This is a genomic window from Paenibacillus sacheonensis, from assembly GCF_009909195.1.
GTDB lineage: Bacteria > Bacillota > Bacilli > Paenibacillales > Paenibacillaceae > Paenibacillus_Z > Paenibacillus_Z sacheonensis.
Genome location: NZ_JAAAMU010000007.1, coordinates 268939 through 286078, shown reverse-complemented (window position 1 = coordinate 286078; position 17140 = coordinate 268939). Strand labels below are relative to the sequence as shown.

Annotated in this window: 16 protein-coding genes; 13 read left to right on the top strand and 3 right to left on the bottom strand. The window is 56.5% G+C overall.

Translation table 11 applies throughout. From position 1 onward, the window contains the following. Window positions 1-4 precede the first annotated feature (4 nt). Together GT003_RS16155 and GT003_RS16150 are read left to right on the top strand one after the other, a co-directional pair. Window positions 5-760, top strand: a complete 756-nt coding sequence (locus GT003_RS16155; RefSeq protein ID WP_161699567.1) for an amino acid ABC transporter ATP-binding protein — start codon at window positions 5-7, stop codon at window positions 758-760. Between the two features lie 140 nt (window positions 761-900). After that, on the top strand, window positions 901-2685 hold the full coding sequence (locus GT003_RS16150) for a sulfatase family protein (RefSeq protein WP_161699565.1): 1785 nt from the start codon (window positions 901-903) through the stop codon (window positions 2683-2685). A 550-nt stretch (window positions 2686-3235) separates the two neighbouring features. Here the strand turns inward: GT003_RS16150 and GT003_RS16145 are convergent. Continuing rightward, window positions 3236-3907, bottom strand: a complete 672-nt coding sequence (locus GT003_RS16145) for a TetR/AcrR family transcriptional regulator (RefSeq protein WP_161699563.1) — start codon at window positions 3905-3907, stop codon at window positions 3236-3238. Window positions 3908-4081: 174 nt separating this feature from the next. On the opposite strand from GT003_RS16145, the gene GT003_RS16140 reads away from it, so the two are divergent. Both GT003_RS16140 and GT003_RS16135 read left to right on the top strand, forming a co-directional pair. Beyond that, window positions 4082-5050 (top strand): oxidoreductase, encoded by a 969-nt coding sequence (locus GT003_RS16140; RefSeq protein WP_161699561.1) that lies wholly within the window; start codon window positions 4082-4084, stop codon window positions 5048-5050. A gap of 115 nt (window positions 5051-5165) precedes the next feature. Continuing rightward, entirely contained in the window at window positions 5166-6194 is a 1029-nt protein-coding gene (locus GT003_RS16135) for a zinc-dependent alcohol dehydrogenase (RefSeq protein WP_161699559.1), read from the top strand. A 199-nt stretch (window positions 6195-6393) separates the two neighbouring features. On the opposite strand, the gene GT003_RS16130 is transcribed toward GT003_RS16135, so the two are convergent. Next, on the bottom strand, window positions 6394-6732 hold the full coding sequence (locus GT003_RS16130) for a winged helix-turn-helix transcriptional regulator (protein ID WP_161699557.1): 339 nt from the start codon (window positions 6730-6732) through the stop codon (window positions 6394-6396). A 178-nt stretch (window positions 6733-6910) separates the two neighbouring features. Here GT003_RS16130 and GT003_RS16125 point away from each other — a divergent pair, with 178 nt between their 5' ends. From GT003_RS16125 to GT003_RS16090, 8 genes are all read left to right on the top strand, one after another. After that, complete coding sequence (locus GT003_RS16125; RefSeq protein WP_161699555.1) at window positions 6911-7852, top strand: aldo/keto reductase family protein; 942 nt, start codon at window positions 6911-6913, stop codon at window positions 7850-7852. A gap of 116 nt (window positions 7853-7968) precedes the next feature. Then, window positions 7969-8946: an aldo/keto reductase gene (locus tag GT003_RS16120; protein ID WP_161699553.1), complete on the top strand. Its 978-nt coding sequence runs from the start codon at window positions 7969-7971 to the stop codon at window positions 8944-8946. 300 nt (window positions 8947-9246) lie between these two features. Beyond that, complete coding sequence (locus tag GT003_RS16115) at window positions 9247-10062, top strand: DeoR/GlpR family DNA-binding transcription regulator (protein WP_161699551.1); 816 nt, start codon at window positions 9247-9249, stop codon at window positions 10060-10062. A 15-nt stretch (window positions 10063-10077) separates the two neighbouring features. After that, window positions 10078-11976: an ABC transporter ATP-binding protein gene (locus tag GT003_RS16110; RefSeq protein WP_161699549.1), complete on the top strand. Its 1899-nt coding sequence runs from the start codon at window positions 10078-10080 to the stop codon at window positions 11974-11976. Between the two features lie 86 nt (window positions 11977-12062). After that, window positions 12063-12653: a TetR/AcrR family transcriptional regulator gene (locus GT003_RS16105; RefSeq protein WP_161699546.1), complete on the top strand. Its 591-nt coding sequence runs from the start codon at window positions 12063-12065 to the stop codon at window positions 12651-12653. A gap of 209 nt (window positions 12654-12862) precedes the next feature. Further along, window positions 12863-13186, top strand: a complete 324-nt coding sequence (locus tag GT003_RS16100; protein ID WP_161699544.1) for a DUF6220 domain-containing protein — start codon at window positions 12863-12865, stop codon at window positions 13184-13186. Then, complete coding sequence (locus GT003_RS16095) at window positions 13183-13884, top strand: NAD(P)-dependent oxidoreductase (RefSeq protein ID WP_161699542.1); 702 nt, start codon at window positions 13183-13185, stop codon at window positions 13882-13884. The genes GT003_RS16100 and GT003_RS16095 overlap by 4 nt, the downstream gene beginning before the upstream one ends. Before the next feature lie 225 nt (window positions 13885-14109). Continuing rightward, window positions 14110-15033 (top strand): M15 family metallopeptidase, encoded by a 924-nt coding sequence (locus GT003_RS16090; RefSeq protein WP_161699540.1) that lies wholly within the window; start codon window positions 14110-14112, stop codon window positions 15031-15033. Window positions 15034-15155: 122 nt separating this feature from the next. Here the strand turns inward: GT003_RS16090 and GT003_RS16085 are convergent, their stop codons facing one another. Beyond that, on the bottom strand, window positions 15156-15326 hold the full coding sequence (locus tag GT003_RS16085; RefSeq protein WP_161699538.1) for a hypothetical protein: 171 nt from the start codon (window positions 15324-15326) through the stop codon (window positions 15156-15158). A 506-nt stretch (window positions 15327-15832) separates the two neighbouring features. Between GT003_RS16085 and GT003_RS16080 the strand changes: the two genes are divergently transcribed. Beyond that, window positions 15833-17062, top strand: a complete 1230-nt coding sequence (locus GT003_RS16080; protein ID WP_161699762.1) for a serine hydrolase domain-containing protein — start codon at window positions 15833-15835, stop codon at window positions 17060-17062. Window positions 17063-17140: the final 78 nt, after the last annotated feature.

Genomic DNA, 17140 nt, shown 5'->3' with positions numbered 1-17140 from the left:
ACGTATGATCGAAGTCCGCGAGTTAACCAAATCGTTCGGCGGCACGTCCGTGCTTCGCGGCATCGATCTGACGCTGGAGCAAGGCCAGGTCCTCGTCGTGATCGGGCCGTCGGGCTCGGGTAAATCGACGCTGCTGCGCTGCTTGAACGCGCTGGAGGTTCCGACCTCGGGCACGGTCACGATCGGGAGGGCGCGGGTAGAATTCCGGCCGAACGAGAAGCCGCGGAAGAAGGACGTGCTCGCGCTGCGCCGCCAGTCGGGGATGGTCTTTCAGGCCTATCATTTGTTTCCGCATTTCACGGCGCTTCAGAACGTGATGGAAGGACAAGTCACGGTGCGGCGCCGGCCGAAGAACGAAGCGCGGGCGAAGGCGCTGCAGCTGCTCGCGAAGGTCGGATTGGAAGACAGGGCGGACGCTTACCCGCATCAGCTCTCCGGCGGCCAGCAGCAGCGGGTCGGGATCGCAAGGGCGATGTCGATCGATCCGGAGCTGCTGCTGTTCGACGAGCCGACGTCGGCGCTCGATCCCGAGCTCGTGCGCGAGGTGCTGAAGGTCATCCGCGAGCTGGCGGAAGAGGGGCGGACGATGATGATCGTCACGCACGAGATGAAGTTCGCCCGCGAAGTGGCGGACCGAATCGTGCTGCTCGACGGCGGCGTCATCGTGGAGGAGGGGCCGCCGGATCAGCTATTCGGTCAGCCCCGGGAGGCGCGTACCCGGCAGTTCCTCTCGTTGTTAATGGAACGAAGCCTGGTCTAAGGCAGCGGGCGGCGTTGTGCCGTTCGTAATCCAGGCGGATACGGCGGTATCCGTCTTCAGGGCGGTCCTGCTAATGAGCATGGCATCTTCCTCGCCCGCATACAACTAGCCATAGAGCCGGTTAATGCGGGGGTGTGCCTATGATCAAGAAGCCGAATTTCCTTCTCGTGATCGTCGATGAGGAGCGGTATCCGCCTGTCTACGAGAACGCCGAACTTACGTCGTGGCGGGCTGCGAATCTTCCTGCCCATGAACGATTGCGCGCGAATGGCATTGAACTGCGCCGTCATTATATCGGCAGCGCAGCCTGCTGTCCGAGCCGGGCGACGCTGTTCACCGGCCAGTATCCCTCGCTTCACGGCGTCTCGCAAACGACCGGAATCGCGAAGCAGGCTTTCGATTCCGACATGTACTGGCTGCCGCCAAACACGGTGCCCACGATGGGGAATTATTTTCGCGAGGCAGGGTACCAGACCTACTACAAGGGCAAATGGCATATCTCGCATGAAGATCTTACGGTTCCGGGAACGCACGACAGCACGCCCAGCTATCATCCTTCGACCGGCATGCCGGATCCGCCGGCGGAACGGCGTTATTTGAACGCCAATCCGTTAGATGCATACGGATTCTCGTCCTGGATCGGGCCCGAGCCGCATGGCCGCAACCCGCGCGATTCCGGTTCCTCCGCCGCCAAGGGCTTGAGCGGGAGGGATGTCGCCTACGGCAGCGAGGCCGCGGAGTTGATCGAAGCGTTGGACCGGCAAAAGCAAGCCGCATCGGATGTGCCGCCATGGCTCGTCGTCGCTTCCTTCGTGAATCCGCACGATATTACCTTGTACGGCAATTTGACCGCCCATCTGCCGGGCCTATTTCATTTCCAGGTCGATCCGATGCCGGAAGTGCCTCCCCCGCCTACGTTCGATGAAACGCTTGATTCAAAGCCCAGCTGCCAGTCCAGCTATAGGGATACGTATGCCAAGGCCATACAGCCGATCGGAGACGGGCCGTTTTATCGCAAGCTGTACTTTCAATTGCAAAAAAATGCCGATCGGCAAATCCTGAAGGTATTGGAAACACTCGATCGCTCTTCGTTCGGCGACGATACGATCGTTATTTTCACGTCCGATCACGGCGATCTGCTTGGGGCACACGGCAATCTGCATCAGAAAATGTATTGTGCTTATGAAGAAGTGCTGCACGTGCCCGTCTTCATCAGCAACAAACGGCTCTTTCCACCCGGGCAGAGCGTGTCTGCGTTAACCTCCCACGTGGACCTTCTGCCGACGATGCTTGGATTGGCGGATGCGGACATTCCCGGGATTCAATGCCGGCTGCAAAGCCGCTTCAGCGAAGTGCGCCCATTGGTCGGACGCGATCTGAAGTCCTGCCTGCTCGGCCGAGAAGGGCTGGAGGGAAGCGAGGGAGACGACAGGTCCGGGGAGCCGGTATATTTCATGACCGATGACGATATGACCCGCGGCCAGCATCAGATCAATCCGGTAGGAAAGGCGTATGACGCGGTCGTGCAGCCGAATCATATCGAGACCGTGATCGCCGATCTCCCCGGGCATCATGGAAGCCGCTCTGCAGAGCAATGGAAATACGCCCGTTACTTCGATAACGATCAGTTCTGGAGCGAGCCGGGATTGCGGGACATCACGATCCGGTTATTCGGCGATAGCTGCGCGGTCCCTAACGAAGGCGGGGTTGTCGGCAGCGAAGTTAGATGCAAAACCGTTCCGGTTCCCGAACAATTCGAGTTATACAACCTGACCGAGGATCCGATGGAAACCCGTAATCTCGCTCATCCAGCATGGGCCACGCCGCAATCGGAGCAGGTGCGCCTGCAGATGGTTCGTTTATTAGAGGAGCAGCGAAGCCGGAAGCGGCTGAGACCGGGACGCACCGCGCCGTTACGCCGATAGCCGTCATCCGTGGCATGAACGTGATCACGAACGACATCAACGACATATAGATGGAAAGCAAAGAAGGGCCGCAATTTCTGCGGCCCTTCTTTGAGCTCTATTTGAGGTCTATTTGAGGTCTATTTGAGGTCTATTGAAACCGCTCCTTATAAAGCGTGCAGCAAGCGGCGGGAGCTGCCAACCGTTCTTCGTGAACGCAGGTTGAACGCCTAACGGTTGTCAGCGCTGCTAAGCTTCAAAACTTAGGGCTTTATAAACGCTAACGATTATAACGGTCGATATTTGAGCGGATTGGGGCTGATTTGCGCGGGAAATCTCGCAATAAGCCTCCTGGCAATCATTAGCGATTTGAAATGGGCATTATGAGCCGATTAAGCCTCCGTACAACCGTTAGCCGAAAAGTGATTCGCGTCACTATCGCGAGCGTGACGATACGTTCTTGCTTCGGCAATCAGCCGCCCGAACGCGTTCCGCGATTTTGAATTACCTCGCCTTTCCGGGAAGGGCTGCGATTTCTGCGGTCCTTCTCGTTGTTGATGCCGATCGTTCCTTATAGAATCGCGCGATTGAATTTCTCGGCCAGCTTCTCGATAATCGGTTGGATGTCGGCATCGTTCACAAGCGGCGCTTTATCGGCGCTGAACAGCTGCACCTTTTTGAACCGATAGTAGTCGAGCAGGACGTCTTGAATCGACATGTTGTGGTTGAGCAAGTATTTAACGCTCGTAATTTCGCGCAGCAAGAGCTCGTCCTGCAGCAAAATAAACGATTCGTTGATGTGGTTGAACATGCCCTTGTCTTTCCCGAGCCGATAGAAGCGGAGCGAATGTCGATCGCGCTTCTGAAGCGTGCTTTTGAGCAGGTTATACTGCTCGGGGTAGGCGGATTTCAAATCGTCCATAAACGCGGCGGTAATGTACTGGACGAGCGATACCGATTGTTCGAACAGCTTCTGGAACCAGACGGCGAAGAACGCTTCGTCTTCATCGTCGCCATGCGCTTCCAGCCTCTCTATGAAATCCACGATAATTCGAACGACGCCGGATATTACATCTTCCTTCGAGGAAAAATGCTTGTACATGGTCGCCCGGCTAACGTCCATATGTTTGGCGATATCGTCCATCCGTAATTGCTGAAAGCCGTCTTTGATGACGGACACGATCAATTTTTTTAACAGTTTCGTTTTGGCGTCTTGCTGCGAAGTTGTCGAGGAAACATCCATGTCAAACTCTCCTACGAATCGTATTTCTCCATTATACACGACAAGAAGAGCGGTATAAACAACATTTACAAAATAGACGTTTTAAACGTTTTTTGTATATTTTATATTCGGGGTGTGTTATTCTGAGATCGTCCATTAAATAGGAACAACATTAATTCTGGGAGGAACCTCATCATGACAGCTAACAATGAATACCGCATTACGCCGCAAACGCCGATCTCGTCGGGCTTCGGTGCGAATACGACCGCTCTGGAGGTCGTGAAGGGCAGCGATCTTCAAGGCAAGATCGCCATCGTGACAGGCGGGCATTCCGGTATCGGTCTCGAGACGACCCGCGCGCTCGCGGCGGCAGGCGCCGTTGTCGTGGTAGCGGCTCGTTCTCCCGAGCAAGCCGGTCCCGCGCTCGCCGGTATCGCCGGGACGGAAGTAGAGAAGCTCGATCTGAGCGATCCTGCGTCGATCGACGCCTTCGCGCGGCGTTTCCTTGCAACCGGCAGACCGCTTCACTTCTTGATCGCCAATGCGGGCATCATGGCTCCGCCGCTGGCTCGCGACGCTCGCGGCTATGAATCGCAGTTCGCAACCAATCATTTGGGTCATTTTCAATTGACCTTGCGGTTATGGCCGGCACTGAAGCAAGCCGAGAGCGCCAGGGTCGTATCCCTTTCCTCGGCAGGCGTTCGTTTCGGCGGCGTCGACTTCGAAGATCCTAACTTCGAGAAGCGCGATTATGACAAATGGAAAGCCTACGGACAATCCAAGACGGCCAACGCTTTGTTTGCGGTAGGGCTGGATAAGCGCGGTTATGCGGACGGAATTCGCGCGTTCTCCGTGCATCCGGGCCGAATCGATACGGAACTCGCCCGTTTCTTATCCGAGCAGGAGCGCGGTGTCGGCGGCGTATTCAAAACTACGGCGCAGGGTGCGGCGACAAGCGTATGGTGCGCGACCAGCCCGCAGCTGGATGGCAAAGGCGGCGTATATTGCTTGGACTGCGACATCGCCGAGATCGTTCAAGGCTTCAAGATGGGGGATATGAGCCAGCAGTATCATGGCGTACTGCCTTGGGCCGTCGATGCCGGCATGGCGGAACGCCTGTGGATCCTGAGCGAGAACATGACCGGCGTGAAGCTTGAAGCCTAAGCGGGCGCGCATGCCGCATATGGCGCGATAACGGACTGTCCGTTTCCGCGCGAAGGCTTATAATGGAGGGAGTTGTCGAATAGACAAGAATTCGGTTGGGCAGGAGGACACGAGGATGAATACGAAAGCGAACGCGTGGTACGCCAAGGCGCCGTTTCAGTTCGAGCTGCGCGAAGGCGAGCTGGGGGAGATCGGCGAGGACGAGGTTCTGATTCGCATCAAAGCCTGCGGGATTTGCGGAACGGACATGACGAGCGTAAAATCGGCCGCAGCCGATTGGGAAGCGATCGGGCACGAAGTCGCGGGCATCGTCGTTCGCAAAGGCGCGCGCGTCAGCCATGTTGCGGAAGGTGCCTCGGTAACGCTGGAGACGAGCACGTTTTGCAGGACATGCGAATGGTGCCGGGACGGCCGCTATGATCTATGCAACAAAGGGCCGAGCTTTTGGGGCCGGAATTTCTCCATGGGCTTCGCCGATTATATCGTCGCGCCGAAGGAGGTCGTCGTTCCGTTCGAGGGGCTGTCCTTCGCGGTCGCGTCGCTCGTGGAGCCGCTCGGCGTCGCAGTCGACTTGACGGAGACGGTGGACATTCGCATGGGCGACGACGTGCTGGTACTTGGTCTTGGCCCCATTGGCTTGATGGCGCTTCGTCTCGCGAAGCTACGCGGCGCTCGCAAAATCTACGCCGCGGCCCGTTCCCATTCCGTCAAGCGCATCGAGACGGCGCTCGCATTCGGGGCAGACGAAATCATCTATACGGATAAGACGCCGCTCGAGACGTACGATTTCGACCGCGGCGGCGTGGACCGGGTGCTCGTCTCGGCGCCGCCGTCGACGATTCCGTCGGCGTTCAAGGCGGCGAGGACGGGCGGCGTGATCGGGTTCATCGGCATCGAATACGGTGCCGGCGCCGACATCGCGTTCGACGCCAACGAGTTCCATTTCAAGAAGCTGCAGCTGCGGGCGTCGCACGCCACGCCGGCGCTGTTCTTCCCGAAGTGCATCGAGCTGCTGAAATCGGGAGCGGTCGACGGCGATGCGCTGATCTCGCATACGTTCGCGCTGGACGCATTCCCGGACGCGATGAAGGCCTTGCGCGACGATCGCGGATCCGCGGTCAAGATGGTCATGGTGAACGACTAGAGAATCGATCGGTCGAGTTCAAGAGGCCGGCAGTACCATCCGAACCGGCGTTTAGAATGACCTGAATTGTCTAATGGCTGCAAGGATACAAGTCAATGTAAGGTTAGAGGCAGGATTGAAACAGAAAACCAGCCACCATGAATAGGGATGGCTGGTTTTTGTTTTGCAGACTCGATCATGCTCATGTCATTAATCTGGCTTAGGTCCACCGCGCCGCCCACAGCTTCATCTCTTTGAGTACCTTATGCAAGTCCATGCCTTTCGGCGTAAGCGTGTATTCGACCGTCACCGGCACGGTAGGAAACACATGGCGTTCCAGCGCGCCTTGATTCTCCAGATGGCGCAGCGTGCTTGTCAGCGCGCGCGGACTGACGTTCGGAATGAGGCGCTGCAATTCACCGAATCGCTTGGTGCCGCCGAAGAGCTCGCGGATGATTAAAAAGGCCCATTTTCCGCCTAGCACATCCAACGTCTTCTCGATGTTGCATTCGATCTGGTCCGGTACCTTAGGGATGTAACTGTTCGTTTTGCCTGTCATTTTCGCGCTTCGCTCCCCGCTGTTTACGATTGAACCTTACTTTACAAAAGTATAGCAAGTATATCTTCTATAATATAGTGAATAAAATTTCACTTCTTTAAAACCGATATAAACTATTTTATGATGAAGGGGTCTTCTCGTAAAGAGGATACGAAATCAGCTTAGGAGGGATTTCTTCATGAAATACAGAAAATTAGGCGGGACAGGCCTTAAAGTGAGCGAAATAAGCCTGGGCAGCTGGCTAACATACGGCGGCTACGTCGAACGTGAAAATGCCGTCAATTCCATCAAAGCAGCATACGAGCTCGGCATCAACTTCTTCGACACGGCGAACGTTTACGAACGGGGCGCGGCCGAGGAGCTGGTCGGGGAAGCGCTAAGAGCCTATCCGCGCGAATCGTACGTACTGGCGACCAAGGTTTTCGGGCAGATGGGTGACGGACCGAACGATCGCGGGCTGTCCCGCAAGCATATCTTCGAACAGGCCAATGCCAGCCTCAAACGGCTCGGTCATGATTACGTGGATATCTATTACTGTCACCGCTACGACCAAGAAACGCCGCTCGAAGAGACGCTCCGCGCGTTGGACGATTTGGTCCGGCAGGGTAAGGTGCTGTACGTCGGCGTCAGCGAATGGCAGGCCTCGCAAATGGCGGAAGCGCTTGGCGTCGCGGACCGCTTCCTGCTGGACCGCATCGTCGTGAACCAGCCCATCTACAACATGTTCGAGCGTTATATCGAGAAGGAAGTCATTCCGCTGGGCGAACGTTCCGGCATCGGACAAGTCGTATTTTCGCCGCTTGCGCAAGGGTTGTTGACCGGTAAATACACGTCAACCGCCGACATTCCGGCCGATAGCCGCGCCGCCAAGCTGGACTGGATGCACAAAGCCATCACCGAAGAGAAGATCGGGAAGGTCCGCAAGCTGGAAGGCATCGCGCAGGAGCTGAACGTTTCGGTCGGAAATCTGGCTCTTGCATGGATTCTTCGGCAACCCAATGTCGCAAGCGCGCTTATCGGGGCAAGCCGTCCGGAGCAAGTGACAGAGAACGCCAAAGCATCGGGAATCGAGCTCAACGAAGACATCATTAACCGGATCGAAGAGATATTGGCGAATTAATCCGGCTTTGAGGATCGGGCTCAGGCTTACGAACGGAACGGAAAATGGCCGAATGCGCCGAACAGATCTTTTGGAAACGGGCGGATTCTATTAATCGCGATCGGGAGGAATAAGACATGGACTATGCCTATCTAGGAAAATCCGGACTGAAGGTCAGCCGATTATGTTTGGGCACGATGAATTTCGGACCCGAAACAGACGAGAAGGAATCGTTCAGGATCATGGACGCCGCGTTGGATGCCGGAGTGACTTTTTTCGATACCGCCAACGTTTACGGCGGTCAGGGAAACAAAGGAAGAACCGAGGAAATCATCGGACGCTGGTTCGCGCAGGGCGGCGGCCGTAGGGAAAAGGTGGTTTTGGCGACCAAGGTATACGGCGAAATGGAAAATCCGTTGGACGGTCCCAACCAATCGCGGGGATTGTCCGCTTACAAAATTCGCCGCCACCTGGAAGAATCGCTGCGCCGCTTGAACACCGATCATATCGAACTCTATCAAATGCACCATGTGGATCGCAACGTAAGCTGGGACGAGCTTTGGGAAGCTTTCCAAGTGCATGTGAATCAGGGGAAAATCGGTTATGTGGGATCCAGCAATTTTGCCGGAAGAGACTTGGTGAAAGCCCAATACGAAGCGAAAGCGAGACATAAGCTGGGACTCGTTTCCGAACAGCATAAATACAGCTTACTATGCAGATTGCCCGAGTTGGAAGTGCTTCCTGCCGCCGAAGAACACGGGATCGGAGTCATCGCATGGAGCCCGCTGGACGGGGGCTTGCTCGGAGGAAACGCACTGAAGGCTGCGAGCGGCAGAAGCGCGCGATCCCAAGAACGGGCGGAGGCCAATCGGGACAAGCTTGAACGATTCGGCAAACTTTGCCTGGAGATCGGCGAAAGCGAAGCGAACGTCGCGCTGGCTTGGACGCTGAAGCATCCGGCCATGACGGCGCCGATTATCGGACCGAGAACGTTGGCGCAATTCCAAACTACGCTACGTGCGGTCGATATCAAGCTTGCCGAAGAAACGATGAGACGGTTGGATGAAATTTTTCCGGGTCCGGGCGGGGATGCGCCGCAAGCTTATGCGTGGTAATTGTTTTCCTCGTGGATAAAGCATGCCGACCGAACGATGGAAAAACAGGCGGAAAGGTCGGTTGAGCGACGATATTTAAATCCGCGGTGGAGAAGAATCTCGCGAATGTCAGTCACCGCAACCAGAAGCCGATAACATGAAGAAGGCCGCCGATCGGCGGCCTTCTTCATGTTTATTTTCTAATTTGAAGAATGACATAACGTGAATAAAAATGAATATAACGGCATGTTATTCTATTGTAAAACCGTACATACAGGCATATAATCGCTATATAAACGTGAATTTAAGGAGCGATCATGCATGAACCAGCAGCAGGATACGTCGGGCTTATTCGCCGAAGAGCGCAGGGAACGCATACTTGCGCTGCTGGAGCAGGAGAAGCGCGTGCTGGCCAAGGACCTGGCAGATAAATACCAGATCTCGATCGATACCATCCGCAGGGACTTGTCGATCATGGAGAAGCAGGGCTTGCTGAAGAAAACGCATGGCGGGGCGATATCCTCAAGGAAGGTCAGGCAGGCGCCGCGTCCGCCCGAGATCCGGTATGGGGAAGGGTCCCCGCAGGGCAATGCGATTACGAAGCTTGCCGCTGCCTATTTGCGCGAGAATGACACGGTGTTTATCGGCAGCGGCGCGATCTCGTACTTGCTGGTGAAGTACCTGCCCGACCGCATGCCGCTAACGATCGTGACGAACAGCATTCGCGTAGCCGATATGCTGCGGGAGCGGGAATGGATCGAGACGTACTTGATCGGAGGCCGGGTCAAGTCATCCGGCAATATAACGGACGTCATCGCGAACGAGTTTATCCGGCAGTTCAAGTTCGATATCAGCTTCGTGACCGGCAGCGGCATATCGGAAGAGGGCATCTTCGTCTCGACGCCTGAAGTAGCGGCTTTCGGACGCGCGGTGGCCGCGGCTTCCCGCAGGCGGATCGGGATTACGACGCACCGCTCCCTGGGCAACGACGGGTTTGCGAAGGCCGGCCTGATCGAGGACCTGGATGTGCTGGTGACGGATTGGGATGCCGATCCGGAAGCCATTGAACGGATTCAGGCGCTGGGCGTCAAGGTCGTCGTGGCGCAGGACGAAGAAGAGCATCATGACCATGAATAGAACGGAGCTGACGGCATGCAGGAGTTTCGGGGGCTAGGTTTGGGAGCGGGCAGCGGCGGGGCGCCGGGAGGCGGAGGCAACCGCTGGCGGATGCGGGAGCTTGCCCAGAACGAGCATTTCGACTGGGCGATCTTCCGGCGCGCGCTGCGAGCGTTCGTGCCGTATTGGCCGTATACCATTATCGTCACCGTCGTCATTCTGGCCGCTTCGTTCGGCGGCGTCATTCCGGCTTGGCTGACGCAGCGGATTATCGACGAGGGCATTCAGAAGCATCGGATGTCGATCATCGTTGAATACACGCTGACGCTCATTCTGATCTCGATCGGAACGGGACTTCTAGGCGTTCTGCAGACGTGGCTGAGCAATCTGATCGCACAGAACGTCATGGCCGATTACCGCATTGCGCTGTTCCGTCATCTGCAGCGCCAGACGGTCGGGTTCTTCGCTTCCCGGCAGGCGGGAGATCTCGTGTCGCGGGTGACCAATGACGTCACCGCGATCCAAAGCGTCGTGACGACGACGCTCGTCGGCTTCGTCAGCAATCTGCTGAATATCGCGGCGACGCTCTTCTTGATGTTCAGCATGGATTGGCGGCTGGCCGTTCTGGCGGTTATCGTCGTGCCGGGCTTTGTCATTCCAACGCAGCGCGTCGGCAAATCCAGGCAGAAGCTGCAGGGCCATATTCAGAACTATTTGTCCAAAATGACCGTGCAGCTCAGCGAGTCGCTGGGGGTAAGCGGCGCGCTGCTCATCCGTATATTCAATCGGCAGGGTGCCGAGGAGAAGGAATTCGCCGAGTCGAATCATACGCTGCGCGACCTGCAGGTGAAGCAAGCGCTTATCGGCCGGTGGCTGTTCATGTGGCTGAACATGTTCTCGTCCATCGGACCGGCGCTGCTCTGGATGTACGGCGGCTGGCTGGTGCTGCAGAACGAGATCGGGCTTGGCGTCATCGTGGCCTTCACGGCCCTGCTCTCCCGGCTCTACGGTCCGCTCAGCCAATTGGCTCAGCTTCATGTCAGCATTCTGTCCTCCGTCGCGCTGTTTCGGCGGATCTTCAGCATTATGGACGAAGTACCGGAAGTGCAGGACGGCAAGGAGAGCATTCCGGACAACAGCGTAGAAGGCCGTCTACGGCTGGAGAAGGTCTCGTTCTCCTACCGATCGGGCAGCGAGAAACCATCGGAGCCTCAGGCTATCCGCTGGGCGCTGCAGGATATCGAGCTTACCATCGAGCCGGGCGAGACGGTCGCGCTCGTCGGCCCGAGCGGCGCCGGCAAGACGACGCTGCTGAATCTGATTCCGCGGTTCTCCGATCCGGCGAGCGGTCATCTGTACGTCGATGGCATGGACACGCGATCGTTGACGCTGCATGCGCTGCGCGCGCAGATGGGGCTTGTCCCGCAGGACCCGTTCTTCTTCCACGATACGGTCGCGAGCAATCTGCGGCTGGCGAAGGAATCGGCAACGGCGGAAGAGATGGAGGCTGCGTGCCGCGCGGCGCAAATTCACGACACGATCAACTCGCTGCCGGAAGGCTACGATACGATCGTCGGCGAGCGCGGGTATCGGTTGTCGGGAGGCGAACGCCAGCGGCTCGCCATTGCGCGCGTGCTGCTGCAAGGGCCGAAGATCGTGCTGCTGGACGAAGCGACCAGCGCCTTGGACACCGTCATCGAACGCAAAATCCAAGACGCGCTTGCGGTGCTGCTCGAAGGCCGTACCGCGCTCGTCATCGCGCACCGGCTCTCTACCATACTGAAGGCCGACAAAATCGTCGTCATGGCCAATGGCCGCATCGCCGCGATCGGCACCCATGCGGAGCTGGTCCAGCGCGATCCGCTGTACAAAGAATTGTACGAGACCCAATTCCATATCGAAGGCGAGATGCAGCAGGTGGAGGAGAAGCCCTAGACGCGATCGGATTTGACTTTGGCTGAGTACCCACTCATAATCTGATGTAGTATTAGCGAAGATCATGACTAAAAGAGGTAGATATTATGGAGCTCCGCAATAAAATCATGGATGCGGCAGAGCAAGTCATTCTTACTAGCGGCTTGTCCAAAACGACCACCAAGGAAATCGCGCGAATCGCCGGATGTTCCGAAGGTTCGCTTTATAATCATTTTAAAAGCAAGGAAGACCTGTTTTTGCAAGTCATGAAAAAGCATCTGGAAGGTTTCCTTGCAGTCCTGTTCAAGCTGAACGGAAACCGAGGCAAACGGACCGTAAAGGAGAACCTGCATGAAGTGGCGCGTGCAGCGCTTGATTATTTCCTATTGTCTATTTTCCTGACCTCGTCATTGTTTACGGAACCGAGTTTTCTCGCTCGCCATCGGGAAGGGTTTCAGGAGAGAAATGAAGGCCCTCACCGCGCCAACGAAATCGTATCCGGGTATATTCGCGCCGAACAGAAACTCGGAAGGGTGAATGACGATGCGAATCCGCGCAGTGCCGCGGATTTACTGCTCGGGGCGTGTTTTCAGCATGCCTTTCATGTGCAATTTATTGGTGAGGATGAGGCGGAGGAGGCAAGAAATCTATTCGTGGATCAATTATTATCAACCATGATGAAGGGGTTAGCGTCATAAAAGCAATGCAGCGTCGTGAATCCAGGATTACTTCTTGACAACGGAGGAGTAGTTCCGATACGATGAGTGAGCGCACACTCACTATCTCGTAATGAGTGTGCGCTCACTCAAAAGGAAAGGGTGTATATACCTTGTCGACTCGAAATCAAATGGAGGCGCGCGTTTTATCTCTTCTTAAGTTGACGGCACGAATTTTCGCTTTGGCGATCATGGCGCAAGTATTTATCGCCGGCATGGCGATTTTCGTGGATGCAGCCGACTGGGCTGCCCATACGAATTTCGCGCGCGTATTTATCGTTTTCCCGGTCATCGTTATTGTGTTCTCGTTCATCGCGCGGCTGCCGTTCTCTTACCGATTGAAGGGTTTTCAGCAATTGGCGATGGTCGTTTTAATGTTCGTCACGGCCGGCCTGTCGTCCCGGATCGGATTCCTCTCCGCGCTTCACCCGGTGATCGCGGTAGCTATGTTTTGGAGTGCCATCACGCTTGCCAAACAAGCTGCGACGAGCCGCTCGGAAGGAGAAACCAGATGAAAATCGCCATATTCGGAGCCAACGGGCCGACGGGAAGACTGTTGACGCGCCAAGCGCTTGCGGAAGGGCATTCGGTAACCGCAATTACCCGCCATCCGGACCAATTCCCGCTCGAACATGAGGATCTCCGCGTGATGAGCGGCGATGTGTATCATCGCGAGTCCGTCGAGAACGCGGTTGCCGGGCAAGAGGCCGTCCTATCTACGCTTGGCGTTCCATTCAGCCGCAAGCCCATTACTGTCTATTCGCAGGGCATCGGCCATATCTTGCATGCCATGAACCGCTTTGGCGTTCGCCGCCTGCTATGCGTGAGCTCCAGCGCGACTGAACCGCATGTCGATCCCGAGGGAGGTTTCTTCTTCGAGAGAATCGTGCAGCCGATGATTACCAATACGATCGGAAAGACGTTGTACGAGGATATGAGACGGATGGAGGAGATAGTCAGAAATTCAGATTTGGATTGGACCATTATACGACCTTCCGGTTTATTCGAAACGCCGGAAGTGACGCCTTACCAAACGGCTGAAAACCATATTCGAGGCAGGTTTACGTCCAGGGCGGATTTGGCGAATTGCATGCTCCGGCAGCTAACCAGCGACAGGTATCTGCGCAAGACGGCAGCGGTAGCAACGGTTGAGGTTCAGCCAAGCATGCTGAAGCTGATCATGCGGGAAGCCTTTCAAAGCAAGCATAAGTAATCGAGTTGAAGCAGCAGGTACGGGAGAAGTTTTACCAGAGCCGAGGCAAGGCAAGTAAACATTCATGGCCGCATCACTTGCGGCTATTTTTTGCGTTATTTTCATTCCCGTTTATAATAAGAACTTGGCCCTGTCGTTTTTATGAATCTTTAAGAATTTCAGCCGCTTTATCTTAACTTGGTTTCTTTAACCTAGAGAAAGAGAGCATAAGGAGGAAACGAAGAAATGAGAAAGTGGTTTTTATTGCTTGCGGCGCTGCTGTTGATGGCCGTGTTTTACTATCGGTTCACGGCGCCGCCGGATTTCGAGCCGCCGACGGAACAAGCCGATAGCGGGAACGAGCCGAATACGCCGGTTAAGGAAACCGGCCCGCCGCCGAAAATCGAGCTTGCGATCCCCGTCGATGCGGGGCAGGTGCACGAGGGAGACTTGCTGCTCGTGAACGAGCAAATCGCCGTGCCGCCCAACGATGCGGACGCCGAAGCGGTGAACTTATATCAGCATAAGGAGCTGCTGGACGGTTTCGGCTTGCTGGACAACTCGATCAGGCTGTCGCCCGATTTGACCCATAAGTTCGCAGCGATGATCAAGGACGCCGCCAAGGTCGGCGTCAATCACTTTCTGATCAACAGCGGTTATCGGAACGACAAGGAGCAGCAGGTCCTGTACGATCAATTGGGACCCGAGATCGCGGCGCTTCCGGGACACAGCGAGCACAGCCTGGGACTGGCGCTCGACATCGGTTCGACGAAGGCGCAGATGAAAGACGCCCCGGAAGGGGTATGGCTGCGGGAGAACGCCTGGAAGTACGGGTTTATCGTCCGGTATCCGGAGGATAAAACGGACATTACGGACGTTATCGACGAGCCATGGCATTTCCGTTACGTCGGGCTTCCGCACAGCGCGATCATGCAAGAGAATCATTGGGCATTCGAGGAATACTTGCATGAACTGAAAGTGCGCCAATCGATCACGGCGGTCGTCGGGAACCAAACGTACGTCGTCTATTATTTTCCGGTAACATCGAATACGACGCTGCACGTGCCCACGATCGGCAGTTACGAACTATCGGGCAACAACACGGACGGCGTTATCGTGACCGTACGGAAATCGTCGAGTATGGCTGACGCGGAACTCGTGCCCAATTAAAACAACGCGCATCGATGGGGATCGATACGCGCTGGTTGGCCACGCTTATTCATCTGTCTGCTTGACAAGGGGATGACCGGTTTCCGGCTGTTGCGCCCGGAAGTCCGCTTCGCGCCGACAGGTTACTTAAACAGCTTCTGAAGGAAGGCAACGGGAAAAGAAGGCGGCGTTTGCTCCGAGACGCCATAGAGGTCACTCCAATCCAAGATGACCAAGAACGGCAAAAAACCGATCGCCACGACGGCAAAAACCAGGCCGACTAAAAATAACCGCAACGCTTTTCCGGCATGCATGGAACTCATCTCCTCAAGCTGATTTTTAGAGGCTTTAATTCCTATTGTATGCCGGGAGGGGGGAAATCACGCTATATGGCGTAGAGGGCTTTATCTGGCTGACCGGCAGGACATACGGGCGCAGCTGGAACCAGGTGGACTATTTCTCATGTTCAGGACCTTTGCGCGCAGGCCGTGAAGGGTTCATGCGGTCCGCGATAATTAGTGGAGCAAGCGTTTTGTTTTCATTTGCATCGATCGTAAAGACCCGCAGCCGTTGCTGCGGGTCTTTATTCTTGAGCAGATAGGTGGCATTAGAGTGTCTAGCGATGATCGACAAAACTTGACAACCGATTATTAAGCCTTTATTCGCATTGCCGTATCCGGCATATCCTGCTAGCATCTTGATGGAATGGCAGGGATGGAGCGAACGGTGAAAGTGGTAATGCGAACGGTGAAGTCTCGCCCCCAAGACGGAGATCGCGCCGATAAAACAGCAAAGCGAGGGAAATCGCATGCAAAAGAACATGGAACACGAGAACGCCGGCTTCACCGATACGGGGCTGCGCAGATTGCGCGGCGTACTGGAACGACACGTGGAGTCCGGGAAGATTCCCGGGCTCGTTGCTTTGCTTAGCCGGAACGGCGAGACGCATGTCGAAGCGATCGGCACGATGCGCCATGACGGCGGAGCGGCGGTACGTCGGGACACGATCTTCCGAATGGCCTCAACGTCCAAGCCGGTAACGATCGCGGCGGCGATGATCCTGCTCGATGAATGCAGGCTGCGGCTGGATGACCTGGTCGAGACATGGCTGCCGGAACTCGCCGACCGACAAGTACTGAAGCGGCTCGACGGACCCCTCGACGATACCGTTCCGGCGCGGAGACCCATTACCGTGCGGGATCTGTTGACCTCGACGTTCGGGCTCGGCATGGATATGACGTCGCTCGGCACGCCGATCATGGGCAAGATCTTCGAACAGGGGCTCACGCCCGACCTGCCGGAGCCGATGCCCGAGCCGGACGAGTGGATGCGCCGCCTGGGCACGCTTCCGCTGATGTACCAGCCCGGAGAGCGCTGGCAGTACCATATCAGCAACGATCTGCTCGGCGTGCTGGTCGCCAGGGTCACGGGCCAATCGTTCGAGGCGTTCCTGCGCGAACGCATCTTCGGTCCGCTCGGCATGAAGGACACCGGCTTCCATGTGACTGCCGACAAGGTCGACCGGCTGCCGCCGCTCTATGCTCCCAACCCGCAGACCGGAGAATTCACCGTGTGGGACGAGGCGGAAGGCGGACGCTACAGCAAGCCTCCGGCATTTCAGGGCGGCGGCGGCGGGCTGGTTTCGACCGTCGATGACTATCATGCCTACTTTCGGATGCTGTTGAATCAAGGGATGCACGGAAGCGAACGGATCTTGTCCCGGCCCGCCGTCGAGCTGATGACCACGAATCGGCTCACGCCTGAGCAGCAAGCAGCGAGGCACGCGATGGCCGTCAACAACGTCCACGTGTCGTACGGCCAAGGGCAGCACGGCGGATGGGGCATGGGGATGGCGGTGCGCACCTACCGCGGCGACTATGCGCCGATCGGCCAGTTCGGCTGGGACGGAGGCAGCGGCACCTCGACCTATGCCGACCCGGACAACCAGCTTACCGGAATCCTGCTCACCCAGGTCGGGATGTCCACCCCGGATTCGGCTCGGCTGATCCACGATTTCTGGACGACAGTCTATCAAGCGATCGAAGATTGACGAAGAACCCGTCGATTCGTTCGCGCTTGGCTTCTTCTTCGCATGCGTATAAACAGAGGCCGAGTGTCGGATTCGCCG